13 protein-coding genes are annotated in these 15,880 nt (G+C 72.5%); 7 read left to right on the top strand and 6 right to left on the bottom strand.

Features of this window, described 5'->3' with window-relative positions:
- Nucleotides 1-72: 72 nt before the first annotated feature.
- Entirely contained in the window at nt 73-1,086 is a 1,014-nt protein-coding gene (locus ACF062_RS35790; protein ID WP_392143880.1) for a UDP-glucuronic acid decarboxylase family protein, read from the bottom strand.
- A gap of 287 nt (nt 1,087-1,373) precedes the next feature.
- On the opposite strand from ACF062_RS35790, the gene ACF062_RS35785 reads away from it, so the two are divergent.
- Nucleotides 1,374-2,537 carry an acyl-CoA dehydrogenase family protein gene (locus ACF062_RS35785; protein WP_392143878.1) on the top strand — a complete coding sequence of 388 codons (1,164 nt, stop codon included), beginning with the start codon at nt 1,374-1,376 and terminating at the stop codon, nt 2,535-2,537.
- On the opposite strand, the gene ACF062_RS35780 is transcribed toward ACF062_RS35785, so the two are convergent.
- Genes ACF062_RS35780 through ACF062_RS35760 form a run of 5 tightly spaced genes read right to left on the bottom strand, consistent with a single transcriptional unit; the run spans nt 2,503 to nt 7,785 of the window.
- A complete protein-coding gene (locus ACF062_RS35780) occupies nt 2,503-3,465 on the bottom strand; it encodes a hypothetical protein (RefSeq protein WP_392143876.1) in 963 nt (320 codons plus the stop codon). The two genes, ACF062_RS35785 and ACF062_RS35780, sit on opposite strands and share 35 nt — an antisense overlap.
- A 36-nt stretch (nt 3,466-3,501) precedes the next feature.
- Nucleotides 3,502-4,536: an isocitrate/isopropylmalate dehydrogenase family protein gene (locus tag ACF062_RS35775; RefSeq protein ID WP_392143874.1), complete on the bottom strand. Its 1,035-nt coding sequence runs from the start codon at nt 4,534-4,536 to the stop codon at nt 3,502-3,504.
- A 15-nt stretch (nt 4,537-4,551) separates the two neighbouring features.
- Nucleotides 4,552-5,157 carry a 3-isopropylmalate dehydratase small subunit gene (leuD, locus tag ACF062_RS35770; protein WP_392143872.1) on the bottom strand — a complete coding sequence of 202 codons (606 nt, stop codon included), beginning with the start codon at nt 5,155-5,157 and terminating at the stop codon, nt 4,552-4,554.
- Nucleotides 5,158-5,209: 52 nt separating this feature from the next.
- Nucleotides 5,210-6,604, bottom strand: a complete 1,395-nt coding sequence (gene leuC / locus ACF062_RS35765; RefSeq protein ID WP_392143870.1) for a 3-isopropylmalate dehydratase large subunit — start codon at nt 6,602-6,604, stop codon at nt 5,210-5,212.
- On the bottom strand, nt 6,601-7,785 hold the full coding sequence (locus ACF062_RS35760; protein WP_392143868.1) for a LeuA family protein: 1,185 nt from the start codon (nt 7,783-7,785) through the stop codon (nt 6,601-6,603). The genes leuC and ACF062_RS35760 overlap by 4 nt, the downstream gene beginning before the upstream one ends.
- Before the next feature lie 240 nt (nt 7,786-8,025).
- Here ACF062_RS35760 and ACF062_RS35755 point away from each other — a divergent pair, with 240 nt between their 5' ends.
- From ACF062_RS35755 to ACF062_RS35730, 6 genes are all read left to right on the top strand, one after another.
- Nucleotides 8,026-9,081 (top strand): glycosyltransferase family 2 protein, encoded by a 1,056-nt coding sequence (locus ACF062_RS35755; RefSeq protein ID WP_392143867.1) that lies wholly within the window; start codon nt 8,026-8,028, stop codon nt 9,079-9,081.
- A 277-nt stretch (nt 9,082-9,358) separates the two neighbouring features.
- The gene (locus tag ACF062_RS35750; RefSeq protein ID WP_392143865.1) at nt 9,359-10,192 is read left to right on the top strand and encodes an ArsR/SmtB family transcription factor; all 834 of its coding nucleotides are present in this window, start codon (nt 9,359-9,361) and stop codon (nt 10,190-10,192) included.
- A gap of 84 nt (nt 10,193-10,276) precedes the next feature.
- Complete coding sequence (locus ACF062_RS35745) at nt 10,277-12,073, top strand: fatty acyl-AMP ligase (protein WP_392143863.1); 1,797 nt, start codon at nt 10,277-10,279, stop codon at nt 12,071-12,073.
- Nucleotides 12,070-13,776 carry an acyl-CoA dehydrogenase family protein gene (locus ACF062_RS35740; protein ID WP_392143861.1) on the top strand — a complete coding sequence of 569 codons (1,707 nt, stop codon included), beginning with the start codon at nt 12,070-12,072 and terminating at the stop codon, nt 13,774-13,776. The genes ACF062_RS35745 and ACF062_RS35740 overlap by 4 nt, the downstream gene beginning before the upstream one ends.
- A complete protein-coding gene (locus ACF062_RS35735) occupies nt 13,773-15,518 on the top strand; it encodes an acyl-CoA dehydrogenase (protein WP_392143859.1) in 1,746 nt (581 codons plus the stop codon). Before ACF062_RS35740 ends, ACF062_RS35735 begins: the two co-directional genes overlap by 4 nt.
- 64 nt (nt 15,519-15,582) lie before the next feature.
- Nucleotides 15,583-15,846, top strand: coding sequence for an acyl carrier protein (locus ACF062_RS35730; protein WP_392143857.1), 264 nt, complete (start codon nt 15,583-15,585; stop codon nt 15,844-15,846).
- Nucleotides 15,847-15,880: the final 34 nt, after the last annotated feature.

Below are 15,880 nucleotides of genomic sequence, written 5' to 3'. Positions count from 1 at the left end.
GGGTGTGCTCGGTCAGTAGACCCGCACCCGCCCCGAATGGTTGCCCTGTTCCTGACAGGAACCTGAGTGAGTTCAGTCGACCGCGCCGAGCCGCGCCGCCGCCCGCAGGTCCCTGAACGACGAGATGACCTCGGCAAGGCCTTGCCGCAGGGACACCTCCGGCTGCCAGCCGAGTACCCGGCGGGCGAGGGCGATCTCCGGGCGACGCAGCCGCGGGTCGTCCTCCATGCCGGGCAGGAAGGTGATCTCGGACGTGGACCCGGTGAGGTCGCGTATCAGTTCGGCGACCTCCAGGACCGTCATCTCCACCGGGTTGCCGAGGTTCATCGGCCCCGGGTGGTCGCTTCCGACCGCGCGCAGGAGGGCCTCGACCGTGTCGGACACGTAACACAGCGACCTCGTCTGCCGCCCCGATCCGTAGACGGTCAGCGGCTTGCCCTCCAGGGCCTGGACGACGAAGTTCGGCACCATGCGTCCGTCGTCGGGCTTCATGCGCGGCCCGTAGGTGTTGAACAGCCGCACGACGCACGCGTCGACGCCGTGCTCCCGGACGTACGCGGCGACCGCGGCCTCGCCGAACCGCTTGCTCTCGTCGTACACCGAGCGCGGGCCGAGCGGGTTCACGTTGCCCCAGTACGTCTCGTCCTGCGGGTGGACCAGCGGGTCCCCGTACACCTCGCTGGACGAGGCGTATACGAGGCGCGCAGCCGTCCGCCTGGCCAGCTCCAGGGCGGCCAGCGTGCCGGCCGAACCCACGCGCAGCGTCTCCACGGGCAGGCGCAGGTAATCCTGCGGGCTGGCCGGTGACGCGAGGTGGACGATCGCGTCCACCGGGCCGTCGACCTCGAGACCGGTGCAGATGTCCCGCTTCACCAGGCTGAAGCGGTCGTCCGCCATCAGGTGGGCGATGTTGTCCGGGTTCCCGGTGGAGAAGTCGTCCACGCACACCACGGACGCGCCCTCGCGCAACAGACGTTCACACAGATGCGATCCCAGAAAGCCGGCGCCGCCGGTCACCACCGCATTTCGCCGGTCGCCGCCCATGCCGCCTCCGCATCTCTCACCGTCACCGGTGTCCATATCCATGGGAAAGAAATCCGTGTGCACTGTCCTGGCGCATGAGTGGTGCACGGGCGCCGGTTTGAAAACGGGAGCGTAGCAGCCGTTTCGGATCGACGGCAGCGATGTGCTCGGTCATGCAGCAGAGGCTGAAAGTTCTTGACGGTGCGGCGGGTCGCACGATTAGGCTGCCCGCCGACATCTAATTCCGTTCACTTTGAGCATTCCCCCTGGGTCATGGAATTCCTCGCCGTCCGAGGCAGCGAATGCGTCGCGTACGGGAATGCCTACGCGGGGCAGGGAAGAGGGCAGCGATGAGTGACTCGTGCCATGAGGCGGCGCTGACGGCCGCGAGCGTGCTGCGCAAGTACGCGGCGGAGGTGGACGATCAGGCGAGGTTCCCGGTGGAGAGCTTCGCCGCGCTCCGCGAGGCGGGGCTGCTGGGGCTCGTGGTGCCGACCGGGTACGGAGGCGCGGGCGCCGGTCTGGACGTCTACGTCGACGTGGCCCAAGTGCTCGCGGGCGGTTGTCTGTCCACGGCCCTGGCCTGGGCCATGCACTGCCAGCAGACGGATGCCATCGCCCGCTTCGGTGGCCCCGAGCTGCGCGAGCGCGTGCTGCCCCGCGTCGCCCGGGGCGAGTTGTACATCGCGTCGGTGACCACGGAGCGGGGCAAGGGCGGCCATCTCCTGTCCGCCGACGCCCCGTTGGACGCACGGGGCGGACGGCTGCGCATCGAGCGGGACGCGCCGGTCGTGACGGGGGCCTCCGTCGCCGAGGGATTCCTCATCACGATGAAGGAGGGTGCCGACCTGCCCGCCAACGCGGTGTCCCTGGTGTACGCCGACCGGGACGCCCTCTCGGTCGCGGAGACCGGGGAGTGGGACACCCTCGGCATGCGCGGGACGCAGAGCCTCGGCGTCCGGCTGTCCGGTGAGGTCCCCGCCGACCAGGTCGTCGGCGGCCCCGGAGGGTTCCGCGACGTGGCGGTGGAGTCGATGATCCCCATGGCCCATCTGGGCTGGTCCGCCTGCTGGCTGGGGGCGGCGCGCGCGGCGCTGGGCGAGCTGGTCACCGGACTGCGGGGGCCGGGGCGCCGGGGCCCGGACACCGCGTCCGAGCTCGTACGGGAGCGGCTGGCCCGGATACGCATCGACCTGGAGCTGACCAGCGGATACCTCCACCGCGTCGAGCAGGAGGTCAGTGCCGCGCGGGCGGCCGGCCGGTCGCTGGGGGAGACGGTCGTGCAGATCCACCTGAACACGCTGAAGGTGGCCGCGTCCGAGCTGACCTTCCGGGCCGCCGACCGCATGATGCAGTTCGCCGGGCTCGCCGCCGGCTACTCCAAGACGTCCCCGCTCCCGGTGGAGCGGACATTCCGCGACCTGCGGGCGGCCAGCCTCAACTACGCGAACGACCGTCTGCTGACCGCGACCGGTTCGCTCATGCTCCTCGACCGCTCGGTGGTGCTGGGATGACCTTCACCGCGTGTGCGCTCGTCTTCGCCGTCCGGCGCACCGCGTTGCCGGTGGCGATGTCGTCGGAGAGCAGCCGCACGTTCCTGATCTGGCCGTGGCGCAACGTGATCCGGCCCTGCCACCGGAAGTCGCGGTCCAGGAAGTCCACGCTCGCCGCACCCGACTCGCGGGCGTGCCGGGAACGCGCGTGGGCCGAGACGCCCACGAGAACCCGGTCCTCGCCCACCGCGAGACCGCGCGGGAAGCCGTCCGCGCGGTACACCGGGTGCGGGCCGCGCACCACCGTCCGCTCCCGTGACCTGCACAGCACGAACTGCTCGCCGTCGAAGAACAGGTCATGGCAGTGGGTGCCGCCCGCGGGGACCACCGCGACCAGCCGCGCCCGGCTGTCGAAGGCCCAGATCTCGCTCTGCCGGGAGTCGTGCCCGCGGCCCTTGCTCGCCATGACGAACAGGAGCGGCCCGTGCGGGAGCAGCGCGCTGATGCGCAGGGGGACGCGGGCCGCCCGGTCCTCCAGGCAGAAGGAGCGTGCGGCGTGCGCCGCGTGCACCGCGGGTCTGCCGTCGCCGATCCGGTAGGCGAGCACCTGGTTGCGGGAGGGGTCGGTGACCATGAGCTCGTCGTCGACGAAGTCGATGCAGTACCCGTTGCCCGGCAGACCCCAGATGCGCGGGACGACCTCGACGTCCTCCCCCTCCAGGTGCACGGAGAGCACACGGCCGTGGCGCCCGGCGCGCTGGAAGACCCACAGCGCTCCGTCCCGCACCGTCAGGCCACAGGCCGGACCCCGGGTGATGCGCTCGAAGTGCCGTCCGTTCCACAGCAGTAGTCCGTGGGACGTCGTGACGGCGAAGGGCGTGTCACCCACCTCGCCCTCGACCCGGCCGGCCACGGGGCGGAGGTGGTGGAACCCGCGTACTGCGGTCATCACGGGATGCCCTTCGGAAGATGTGTTGTTGTGTCGTCATTCCCCGTGCAACGCATCGCGTACGGCGGCGCCCGCGCCGGACGTGGTCAGCGAGCCCCCGACGTCGGCCGTGCACCGCAGGTCCCGCACCACGGTGCGCACCGCCGTACGTATCCGCTCCGCCTGCTCGGCGCGGCCCGCGCAGTCCAGGAGCAGCGCGGCGCTGAGGACGGCCGCCAGCGGGTTGGCCCGGCCGGTGCCCGCGAGGTCGGGCGCCGAGCCGTGGACGGGCTCGCACAGCGCGTAGCCCGTCTGCGGGTTCAGGTTCGCCGACGCCGCGATGCCGGGGCCGCCCGCCAGTTGCGCGGTGAGGTCGCTCAGCACGTCACCGTGCGCGTTGTTCGCCACGATCACGTCGAAGGCCGTCGGGTCCTGCACGAGCAGCATGACCGCCGCGTCCACGTACAAGTGGCGGGTGGGCAGGTCCGGACGGAGCGCCGCGGCCTCGCGGAAGCACCGCTGCCACAGTGTTCCGTTGTGCGGTACGGCGTTGGCCTTGTCCACCAGGCACACCGACCGGGTGGCCCTGGCGAACGCGAACTCCATCGCCCGGCGCACCCCGCGGTAGGTGCTCACCTCGGTGTCGATCGCCGTCTCGTGCGGGGTGCCGACGCGCAGCGCGCCGCCGACGCCCACGTACGGACCTTCGGTGTTCTCGCGCACCACCGTGCAGTCGATCGGTCTGCGGCCCTGGTCGCGCAGCGGGCTGAGCCGGTCGTGCAGGAGTTGCGCCGGGCGGTGGTTGATGTACAGATCCAGCTCGAAGCGGAGGCGGAGCAGGACGTCGCGCGCGTAGTCGGGGCTGGTGACACGGGGGTCGCCGACCGCTCCCAACAGGGCGCCGTCACAGCTTGCCACGCGTGCGAAGTCGTCGTCGGACAGCGCGGTTCCGGTGGCGAGGTACCGGTCGGCGTTGACGTGGTCGAGCACGTCGAACTCCAGGTCGGGCGCCACCGCGTGCAGTGTCCGCAGCGCCTCCGCCGTGACTTCTGGGCCTATCCCGTCACCCGGGATCACGGCGATGCGTCGCACGGTTCGCTTCCTCCTTCAGCGGCGCCTCACGGCCGCCGACGGCCGGGGCATCCAGTCGGGCCGGGTCTGTTCGTGCCGGGTGATGGCGTCCTGGGCGCGCAGGGCCACCTCGATGTCGTCGAGCCCTTCGAGCAGCAGCCGACGGGCCCGCGCGTCGACCTCGAAAGGCCACCGCCGGCCGTCGGCGCGCACTTCCCGCCCGCGCAGGTCGACGGTGAGCGTGACCGTGGGGTCCAGCTCCGCGCGGTCCAGCAGGCCGTCCACGACCGCGTCCGGCAACCGCACCGCGAGCACGCCGTTGCGCAGCGCGTTGCGCTGGAAGATGTCGCCGAAGCTGGCGGCGAGCACCGCGCGCACCCCCCAGTCCCGCAGTGCCCACACCGCGTGCTCACGCGAGGAGCCGGTGCCGAAGTGGGGGCCCGCCAGCAGAATGCTCGCCCCCTGGTGCTCCGGCCGGTTCAGGACGAACCCGGGGTCCTTGCGCCAGTGGCCGAACAGCGCGTCGGCGTAACCGGTCTTGGTCAGTCTGCGGCAGTGCCGCGCCGGAATGATCTGGTCTGTGTCCACGTCGCTGCGTCGCAACGGCAGGCACCTGCCGGTGTGCTCGGTGAGCGGGTCCATGTCGGGGGCTCTCTCGCTTGGTGGCAATGCGCCGCTCGCACCGCCCGGGCGGTCAGTCCAGGTCGGCGGGCGAGGCGAAGCGCCCGGTGACGGCGGTCGCCGCCGCCATGGCGGGCGACACCAGGTGGGTGCGGGCCGTGTTGCCCTGGCGCCCCTCGTAGTTGCGGTTGGAGGTGGAGGCACAGCGCTGCGTGCCGGGCAGCCGGTCGGGGTTCATGCCGAGGCACATCGAGCAGCCCGAGAGACGCCACTGCGCGCCGGCGGCGAGGAACACCTCGTCCAGGCCCTCCGCCTCCGCGGCGCGGCGCACCTGCGTCGATCCGGGGACCACCAGCATCCGCACCCCGGGCGCGACGGCCCGGCCGCGCAGCACGTCGGCCGCGGCGCGCAGGTCCTCCAGCCTGCCGTTGGTGCAGGAGCCGATGAACACCGTGTCGACAGCGATGTCCCGCATCGCCGTGCCGGGCGTCAGAGCCATGTACTCCAGTGCCCGCAGGGCCACGGCCCGCTCGGCGCCGGTGAACCGGCCGGGGTCGGGAACGCGGTCGCCGATGCCCACCGCCTGTCCGGGGTTCGTCCCCCAGGTGACGTGCGGCGTCAGGGTGGTCGCGTCGACGCGCACCGTCCGGTCGAACACGGCCCCCGCGTCGGTGCGCAGCCCGCTCCAGTGCGCCGCGGCCCGCTCCCAGGCGGCGCCCCGCGGGCTCTCGGGCCGCTGTCGCAGATAGTCGAGCGTCGTCTCGTCCGGTGCGACGAGTCCCGCTCGCGCGCCCGCCTCCACGCTCATGTTGCACAAGGTCATCCGGCCTTCGACCGACAGCGCCCGCACGGCGTCGCCGAGGTACTCCAGCACGTGCCCGTGCGCGCCGTTGGCGCCGAGCCGTGCCAGCAGGGCGAGCGCCAGGTCCTTGGCCGTCACGTCGTCCGGAGGCAGGCCGGCGAACTCGACGGCCATCGTTCCCGGCCGCCGCAGCGCGACCGTCTGGGTGGCGAGCACGTGCTCGACGTCGCTCGTGCCCACGCCGAACGCCAGCGCCCCGAACGCGCCGTGGGTCGAGGTGTGGCTGTCGCCGCAGGTGACGGTCGTCCCGGGCAGGACGACGCCCAGTTCGGGGCCGACCACGTGCACCACGCCCTGGCGCGCGTCACCGTGGCGGAACAGCCGGATGCCGTGCTCCGCGCAGTTGCGCCGCAGCGTGCGCACCTGGAGGGACGCCACCGGGTCGCCGATGGTGAGCGAGTCGGTCGGTACGTTGTGGTCCTCGACCGCCAGCGTCAGATCGGGGCGGCGCACCCGGCGCCCGGCCAGCGTCAGCCCGTCGAACGCCTGCGCCGACGTGGCCTCGTGGATGAGGTGCAGGTCCACGTAGAGCAGGTCGGCGCCGTCCTGGTGCTGCACGACGTGCGCGTCCCACACCTTGTCGATCAGCGTGGTGGGACGGCTCATGTGTCGGCCCGCGCGGTGGTGCGGTCGGCGAGCCGCTTGGCGAGGTCGTCCAGTTCCTCGCACGCGCCCAGGGACGTCGACGCGATGAACTCCTCGTACAACTCGTCGACGAGGGCCTCGTCCTGGGCGATCCCGGTGCGGGTGAGGAGGTAGCGCAGGACCGCCCGGCCGGAGTGCCGGCCCACGAGCAGGGACCGCTCCCGGCCGAACCGGTGCGGGTTCAGGTACTCGTAGTTGACAGGGTTCTTGAGGATGCCGTCCTGGTGGATGCCGGCCTCCGTCGCGAAGGAGTTGACGCCGAACACGGCCTTGTTGCGGTACGGCGGCAGCGCGATGGTCTCGGCGAGCAACTGGTAGGCGGGGTAGAGAAGGTCGAGCCGTACGTCGATGGTGACGCCGAACTGCTCTCCCTTGTACGTGAGTACGGCGGACAGCTCTTCCAGAGCGGTGTTTCCCGCCCGCTCCCCGATGCCGCCGAGGGTCGCCTGGATCTGGTCGGCGCCGGCCTCGATGCCGGCCAGGGCGTTGGCCAACGACAGCCCCATGTCGTCGTGGCAGTGGGTGGACAGGACCACCTCGTCCGGTATCCACGACCGCACGGCGGCGCACAGGTCGCCGTACTCGCCGGGCGTCGCGCAGCCCGTCGTGTCGGCGAGTATGACCGTGCCCGCGCCGCACTCGACCGCGGTGGTGACCAGCGCCCTGACGTGGCTCTTGGCGCTGCGGCTCGCGTCCTCCACACCGAACGAGATGTCGGTCGCGCCCATCTGGACGGCGAGCCCGATCGAGTCGCGCACCTCCTGGACCGACTCCGCGCGCGTGATGCCGCGTTTGTGCTCCAGGTGGATGTCGCTGCCGGTGCCGCAGATCTGCACCTGATGGTTGGGGCGGGCGCCGCCGGCCAGCATGGACTGCCGTACGTCGGAGGTGAAGGCGCGGTTGAACGTGGCGAACTTCGCGGTGGTCAGCGCCTCGGCGATCAGCCGGGTCGCCTCGGCGTCCTCGGCGGAGGAGCCGGGAAAGCCGGCCTCCACCACGTCGGCGCCGTACGCCTCGGCCGCCAGGGCCAGTGTGACTTTGCTCCGCGCCGACATGGCGTTGCCGGGCGCCTGCTCGCCGTCTCGCAGCGTGGCGTCGAAGACCGAGATGCGGCGGAGATGGGATGCGCTTTCTGTGGTCACGTGCTGGCCCCCTGACCGTGGCAAGTGCCGTTCCTCTTCGGACGGGTGCGCTCGTCGGCGGCTGCCCGTCGGGCATCGGCATGGGGGGATGCTAAATGTCGGGGACAGCTCGCGAACAGTTTTTCATGCTCGCTTGAAAGACCCAGATATCAGTGAAATGCGGCCTGCGACGCCGACAGATTTCCGCGCTAGCGTAACTCGGCCGACTCATGACTCAGCGTGCAGGAGTGTGGACACCGTATGTCTCCCGATGATTCCCGAATCGACGTCCTCTGCGCCACATACAACCGTTCTGCGCTGCTTCGCGGGGCCATCGAGAGCGTGCTGGCCCAGACGGTCCGGGACTGGCACCTCGTGATCGTCTCCGACGCCTCGACCGACGACACGGCGGACGTGGTCGCCGAGTACGACGACCCGCGCATCACCTTCCTGGAATGCACCCCGCGCAGGCGCCCCGGCGGGCCGCGCAACGTGGGCCTCGCCGCCTCGTCGGCTCCGCTGGTCGCCTACCTGGACGACGACGACCGCTGGAGTCCCACCCACCTCGCGCAGGTGCTGGCCCGGTTCGACGCCGGCGAGTCCTGGGTGGTGGCGGCCGGCACCTACGTCGACGACCAGGGGGACGTGAAGGTGCCCGCCCACGTACTGGGCAGCGTGTGGCATCCGGAACTCCAGGTCCTCGCCTCCCTCTTCGAGCCCTCCAGGGTCGCGCACCGCCGCGCCCTGCTCGACCGGCTGGGCGGCTGGTCCGAGGGCCAGGGGATCAACCGGGACGACTGGGAGCTGTGGCTGCGGTTCACCGACGACGGCCAGCCCGTCGCCATCGCGGGCGAGGCCACGGTGCGGATCAGGGCCGGTCTGACGACGATGCGGCACACCGACGCGTACGCCGCTGACGCCCACCCGATCGTGCTGGGCCGCGCCGGTTCCGCGCGCGCGGCGCGGGCGGCCCTCGACGAACTGCGCTCCGCGCCGCTGCGCGAACGGTTCCACGAGCTGCACCGCTCGTCGACCCGGGACTGGCTGGCCGAGATCCTGTCGTCCGAACGGGCCGCGCTGCCGCCCGGCGCGACGTGCCAGGAGGCGCTCGGCGAGTGGGACACGCTCCATGCGGGGCCGCGGCCGGACGGACCTCAGCCGCTGGTCGACGAACTCGTCGCCGACGGGGCCGACATCGTCCACCCCGTGCCGTGCCTGACCCGCGCGCACGGGCAGCGGATCGAGCGGCTGCTGCGGCACAGGGACCGGCGGCGGCTGGACCTCGTGGCCGACACCGTGGCACGGCACGCGGTGTGAAGCCGCACTTCGGGCGCCGGGCGCGCCCGCTCCGGTGGCCCACTCGCGGAGTATGCCCCGCCCGGGACGTTTTCCGTAAGCGGGTGGTAGGCATTTTCGCCGCCATCTGAAACTTATTGCGGTGCTGTTCGCGGCCGGTAAGACTGCCGGGGCTTTGCGAACTCGGTGACTCGGACCGGGTTTTAATCCACCGATCAGGGGGGAACCAGTGCAGCGAATCCATTTCTCTGTGCAAGACCTGACGCGAATCACCATCGCGCCCGGTGGGGACCCCGTGATGGAAACGGCTTTCGCGGCCGATCTGTTACTGCGCCGGGGCGGCGGCGCGATCTTCGCCCGCTGGCGAGACCTGGTGGGACAGTCGGCGGCGGTACGACATCTCGCGCACCGACCGGGCCTGCCAGGACCCGCCCGCTCCTTCTCCCGCACCACTGGGCTGCCCCCCGGCGCCCGGCGCTCCCCGGGCCTCGGCGGGGAGACAGCAGCCGCCTTCCGCGACAGGGCCGTCGCACCCTACTGGCGCCGCGTCAACGCCTACCTCAAGGCCGACGCCGCGCACCGCGGGCGCATCTTCCTCGGCAGCGGCGTCGAGGGCCTCTTCGGAACCCTGCACACGCGCGCCGGGTGGCGCCCCCCGGTCCTGGAGCTGGACAACGGACTCGACGAGGACATCTATCCGGACGGCATGGACCTGACCCTCATGCCGTCGCTGTTCCTGCACGGCAGGCCGGTCGTGCGCACCGGCCCCGGCGCCCAGGGCACGACACTCGTCCTGGTCTACCCCGTACCGCTGGACACGGTCACCGCCGCCACCCTGTGGGACGGGCCGACGCACCAGGGCAAGGCGCTGGGCGCGCTGATGGGCCGCACCCGGGCCGGCATCCTGCACGCGCTGACCGAGAGCTGCACCACCACCCAGCTCGGGCGCAGGCTCGGCATCTCCGTCGCCGCCGCCAGCCAGCACACCACGGTGCTGCGCGCGGCGGGGCTCGTCACCAGCAGCCGCAACCTCAACACGGTGCTGCACTCGCTGACCCCGCTGGGCTCGACCCTGCTGAACGACGGCAAGGCGCGCGGCGAGACGCTGCTGGAGCGCAGCGGCGTGTCCTGAACGGGGGACGAGCGGCCCCGCCGGAACTGACACCGACCTCGACAGGCGGCCACCGCCAGGGAGAAGACCTCAGTGGGGCACACCATGACCGAGAACGTCGCACGCGCCGAAGCGCTCAGCACCCTGCTGCGCGAGCACGCGCGCGACCACGCGGAGCGGGACGCCGTCATCTTCGTCCACGACGCCGCCGAGGCGCGGGCGCACACACTGACCTACGCCCAGCTTGACCGCCGCGCCGCCCTGATCGGGGAGGAACTGACGGCGACCCTGGAGCGCGGTGACCGGGTGCTGCTGCTCTACCCGCAGGGCACCGAGTGCGTCGCGGCGTTCTTCGGATGCCTGTACGCGGGCATGGTCGCGGTCGTGGCACCGCTGCCGGGCAACTACCGGCAGGACCGCCGCAGGCTCTCCTCCATCGCCGCCGACGCGGGCATCGGCGCGGTGCTCACCGACACGGCGAACCTCGCGGAGGTGCGCGCATGGGCACAGGCCGCCGACCGGCCAGGGCCGCGCACCGTGGCCACGGACCTGATCACCGAGGGCGAAGGACTGGCTCCCGCACCGGCGGACCGCGCGACGCTCGCGCTGCTCCAGTACACCTCCGGGTCCACCAGCGACCCCAAGGGCGTCGAGGTCACGCACGGCAATCTGCTGCACAACGTCCTCGCGTTCACCGGTGCCATCTCGCCCGACGCCCCGATGCGCCTCGGCGGTTGGGCCCCGCTCTACCACGACATGGGGCTCATCCTCCAGACGCTCGCACCGCTGGCGCTGGCCGCCACGACGGTGCTCATGTCGGCGGTGACGTTCGTGAAGCGCCCCCACCTGTGGCTGAAGGTGATCGACGACTTCGACGTGACGTGCTCCGCCGCCCCCGACTTCGCCCATGCCCTGTGCGTCGAGAAGGTCACCGACGAGCAGCTTGCCGCGCTCGACCTGTCCCGGTGGCGCCATGTGCTCAGCGGCGCCGAACCCGTCCAGGTCTCCACGGCCAGGCGCTTCACCCGGCGCTTCGCCGCCGCGGGGCTGCGGGACGACGTCTTCAGCCCCTGCTACGGCCTCGCCGAGGCAACGGTCTTCGTCTCGGGCGCGTCCGGCAGGGGACTCGTCGTGGCCCGTGTGGACCCCGACCTCCTCGAACGCGGCGAGCTGCGGCGGGTGGCGCCCACGGCACCGGGCCGCGAGCTGCCGAGCAACGGCTTGATCCGGGACTTCGAGGTACGCGTCGTCGACCCGGACAGCCGCACCGAGGTGGCCCCGGGCCACGTCGGCGAGATCTGGCTGCGCGGCGCAAGCGTCGCCCGGGGCTACTGGGGCCGACCCGACGCCACGGCCGAGACGTTCGGCGCGCGCACCGCCGAAGGCGACGGCCCGTTCCTGCGGACCGGAGACCTGGGCGCACTGCTCGACGACGAGCTCTACGTCACCGGCAGGCGCAAGGACTTGATGATCATCAACGGCCGCAACCTGCACCCACAGGACGTCGAGCACGCCCTGCGCGAGGACCACGCCGACCTGGCAGGACTGCCCGGCGCGGTCTTCACGGTGTCCTTCGCGCACGAGGAAGAGCAGGGCAAGGAGGCCCTCGTCGTGCTCCAGGAGGTGCGCGGCAGGCCCTCGCAGGACAGCGCACGGCTGCTCGCCCGCACGATGCGCGACACCGTGTCCCGGGAGTTCGGGGTGCGCGCCGCAGGGGTGGCGCTGCTGCGCAGGGCCGCCGTACGGCGCACGACGAGCGGCAAGGTGCAGCGCTCCGTGATGCGTGACCTGTTCCTGTCCGGTGGGGTGGAACCCCTGTTCGCCGAGTACGACCCCGGCCTCGGCGCGGCCGTGGCGGAAGCAGGGGCACCGGCATCGGCAGGGGAGGGGCGTCCGGCATGACGAGCACCGCCCGGGAAGCCGTCACCGCCGGCCGGCTCAGGGAGCTGCTCCACCGGGCGGCACGGCCCGGCGGAGCCCTCGACCCCGCCGTGCTCGCCGCGTGGGACGAGGCCGAGGCGTTCCCGGAAGCCGCGCACCGCCTGCTCGGCGAGGCAGGGGTGGCCGCCCACTACGTGCCCCGCCGCCACGGCGGCCTGCTGCACGGCCTCGACGGCCTCTGGTCCGTCCTGCGCGTCGTCGCCCGGCACGACCTCACCCTCGCCGTCGCGCACGGCAAGACCTTCCTGGGCGCGGTGCCCACCTGGGTGGCCGGCACCGACCGGCAGGCGGCGGAGCTCGCCGACGCGATCACGTCCGGCGCCGAGGTGTGCTGGGGGATGACCGAACGCGGCCACGGCAGCGATCTGCTCGCGAGCCGGCTCACCGCACGGCCGCACGGCCGCGACTGGCGGCTCGACGGCGAGAAGTGGCTGATCAACAACGGCACCCGGGCGCGGTACGCCTGCGTACTCGCACGCACCCGCGACGAGGGTGGACCCCGGGGCCTCAGCTTCTTCCTGCTGGACAGGTCGACGCTGCCGAACGGCACTTGGCGGACGCTGCCCAAGGAGCCGACCCACGGCATCCGCGGGGCCGACATCAGCGGGTTCACCCTGCACGGCGCACCGGCCCCCGGATCGTCCCTCATCGGGCCGGAGGGCTCCGGGTTCGAGTCGGCTCTCAAGTCGCTGCAGGTCACCCGGATCTTCGCCACCGCGCTCTCGCTCGGCGCGGCCGACCACGCGCTGCCACTCACGCTGCGCTTCCTCGCCGACCGCGACCTCTACGGGCACCGACTGGCCGACCTGCCCCGCGTACGCCGTGTGCTGGGCGACGCGGCGGCGGCGATCCTGACCGCCGAGGCGGTCGCGGTGTTCGCCGGACGCGCGGCGCAGACCCTGCCGGGTGAACTCGGCGTGGTCTCGGCCGTCACCAAGGCGTTCGTGCCCACGACCGTGCAGCGGGCGCTCGACCAGCTCGGTGACCTGCTCGGCGTGCGCGGCTTCGTCACCACGGTCTTCGAACACGGCGCCTTCGCCAAACTGGACCGCGACCACCGGATCGTGGGGATATTCGACGGCAGCACAGCGGTCAACCGCCACGCGCTCGCCACCTCGTTCCCGCTGCTCGCCCGCGCCCGCAGGAGCGGCTCCCGCGACATCACGGGTGTCATCGACACCGCCGGGCACGGCGCGCGCCGCCCCCCTCTCGACTTCGCACGCCTGGCTCTGACCAGCGCCGGGTGCAGCCTCGTCCAGTCGCTGCCCCTGGCGGCGGACCTCGCCGCAGACGCCGGGCCCCCGGACGTGGCGCACGCGGCCCGAGCCCTGGCGGCCGAGTCGGAGCGGCTGCACGAGGAGATCGCCGCCTGCCGCACGGCGGGGGGCGTGCCGCCCGCCGCGTTCGACCTCGTCCAACGGTACGAATGGTGCTTCGCCGGCGCGGCCTGTCTGGCCCTGTGGCTCCACAACGCGCCCTCGCACGACACCCGTTGGTGGCAGGACGCGCTCTGGGTACGGGCCTGTCTGACGACCGTGCTCACCCGCCTCGGCCTGGCGCCCCCCGCCGGGCACGACGCCCGCGACCTGCTCGCCGCCGCACTGCTCCACGCCGGCCCCGATGCGGACGGCCTCTCGCTGCTGTCCGGGACGGAGGAGCCATGACCGCCGACAGCCGCGGTGCCGGCCCGGCCCTCGACGCGCCCACCCTGGTGGACACGCTGGAGAACCGGCTGGGCGACCCGTTCGACGACGCCAACCCCCTCGGCTTCGCCGCCCTGCTCCGGGCCGACGAGCGCGGCGAGATGTGCGCCGCCGGCGAACGGGCCCTGGACGAGCACGGGCTCAACGCCGACTTCGTACCCACCGCACTCGGCGGGCGGCTGTCCCGCATCGACGAGCTGGTGGCAGCCCTGCGCGCGGTGTACCGGCGTGACCCCTGCCTGGGGCTCGGCTACGGCATGAGCTCGTTCATCGCGGCGGTCAACGTCTGGCTGGCCGGGGACGAGCGGCAGCAGCGGGCCACCGCCCGCCTCCTGCTCCGCGACCGCAGGATCGCGGCGGCCTACCACGAACTGGCCCACGGCAACGACATGGCGGGCGTGGAGTGCGCGGTGGCCGAGACCGGCGCGGGGCGCGTGCTGCGGGGCCGCAAGGAGGTCGTGACGAACATCAGGCGCGCCGACGCCCTGGTCGTGTTCGCCCGCACCGACGACCGCCGCGGCAGCCGCAGCCACTCGCAGGTGCTGGTCGACAAGCGCGACCTCGACCTCGCGCGCGTACACGACCTGCCGCGCTTTCCCAGCTCGGGCATGCGCGGGGTGCAGTTGCACGGCATCGAGTTCGACGACTGTCCGCTGCCGCCCGGCAGCGTGCTGGGGCGCACGGGCGGCGGCCTGGAGACCGCCCTGCGGTCCTTCCAGATCACCCGCACCGTCCTGCCGGCCGTGATGTGCGGACCGGTGGAGACGGGGCTGCGGGTGACCCTGCGCCACTTGCTCGGCCGGTCGCTGTACGGGCGGTCGGCGCTGGACCTGCCGTACCTGCGCTCCACTCTCGCCGGTGCGTACGCCGACCTGCTCGCCGTGGAGTGCCTGAGTGCGACCGTGCTGCGGGCCGTCCATGTGCTGCCCGCCGAAGTCAGCGTGCTGGCATCGGTGTTCAAGCACTTCGGCTCCGCGCTGCTGCTGGACGTCATGTACACCCTCTCCGAGCTGATGGGCGCTCACTTCTATCTGCGCCGCGGGCCGTCGGCGATCTTCCAGAAACTGCTGCGGGACGTGCGCGTCGTGAGCTTCGGGCACGCGGCGCGCGGGGCCTGCGAGTCGAACGTCCTGCCGCAGCTCCCCGTCCTCGCCCGGCGCTCCTGGGCCTCGCCGCAACCGCAGCGAGCCCCGGAGGAGCTGTTCCGGCTCGACGTACCGCTGCCGCCCCTGAGGTTCGACCGGCTCAAGCTCAGCGGGTCGGGGAACGACCACCTCACCGGGACGCTGCGCGCCTCGGTGCCGGAGCTGAGCGGGCGCTCCGCCGAGCTTGGCGCGCTGTTTCTCGCCGAACACGACGCGCTCACACGTGACTGCCGCGCCCTTCCCCTGTCCGAGCTGGGTGTCACCACGGGGCCGCACGCCTCCGAACTCGTGACCCGCACCGGGCACCTGCTCGCCGCCTCGGCCTGCCTCGGCATCTGGCGGCACAACCGCCGCCTCGGCGGCCGGCAGAGCGACCCGCGGTGGCTCCAGGCCCTGCTCACCCGGCTTCACGGGCGGCTGACCGGCCGCCCCACGGCGCTGCCCGACGAACTGGCGGAGCCCCTCGTCACCGAGCTCCTCGACCGCCTCGCTGCCGGACGCTCCTTCGACCTCACCGGCCGACAGCTCCCGGACGGCACGCGAGGAGCGACGCCGTGACCCGCACCGCAGGGCGCAACCCGCACCGCACGCCATGCCCCATGTCGCAGGAGGAGAACCGGCCATGACCGAAGCCCGCGCGGACCGCGCATGTGACGAACTGAGCGACTGGCTGGCCGGCGAGGTGGCCGCGCTGCTCGGCGACCCGACCGGGACCGTCGACCGCGCCGCGTCCATGAACGAGTACGGCCTGGACTCCATCGCGGGCCTGACCCTGGCCGCCGCCATCGAGGACCGGCTCGGAATCGAGGTCGACCCGGCCATCGTGTGGGACCACCCCAGCGTCGACGCCCTCGCCGCGTACTTCACCGGACCACAGGCCCCTTGAGCCCGCCTTGACCAGCCCGCCCTGACCAGCGCGT

The organism is Streptomyces sp. NPDC015345, from assembly GCF_043078805.1.
GTDB lineage: Bacteria > Actinomycetota > Actinomycetes > Streptomycetales > Streptomycetaceae > Streptomyces.
The sequence above is the reverse complement of the archived record's forward strand: the minus strand, read 5'-3'. Positions and strand labels throughout refer to the sequence as shown.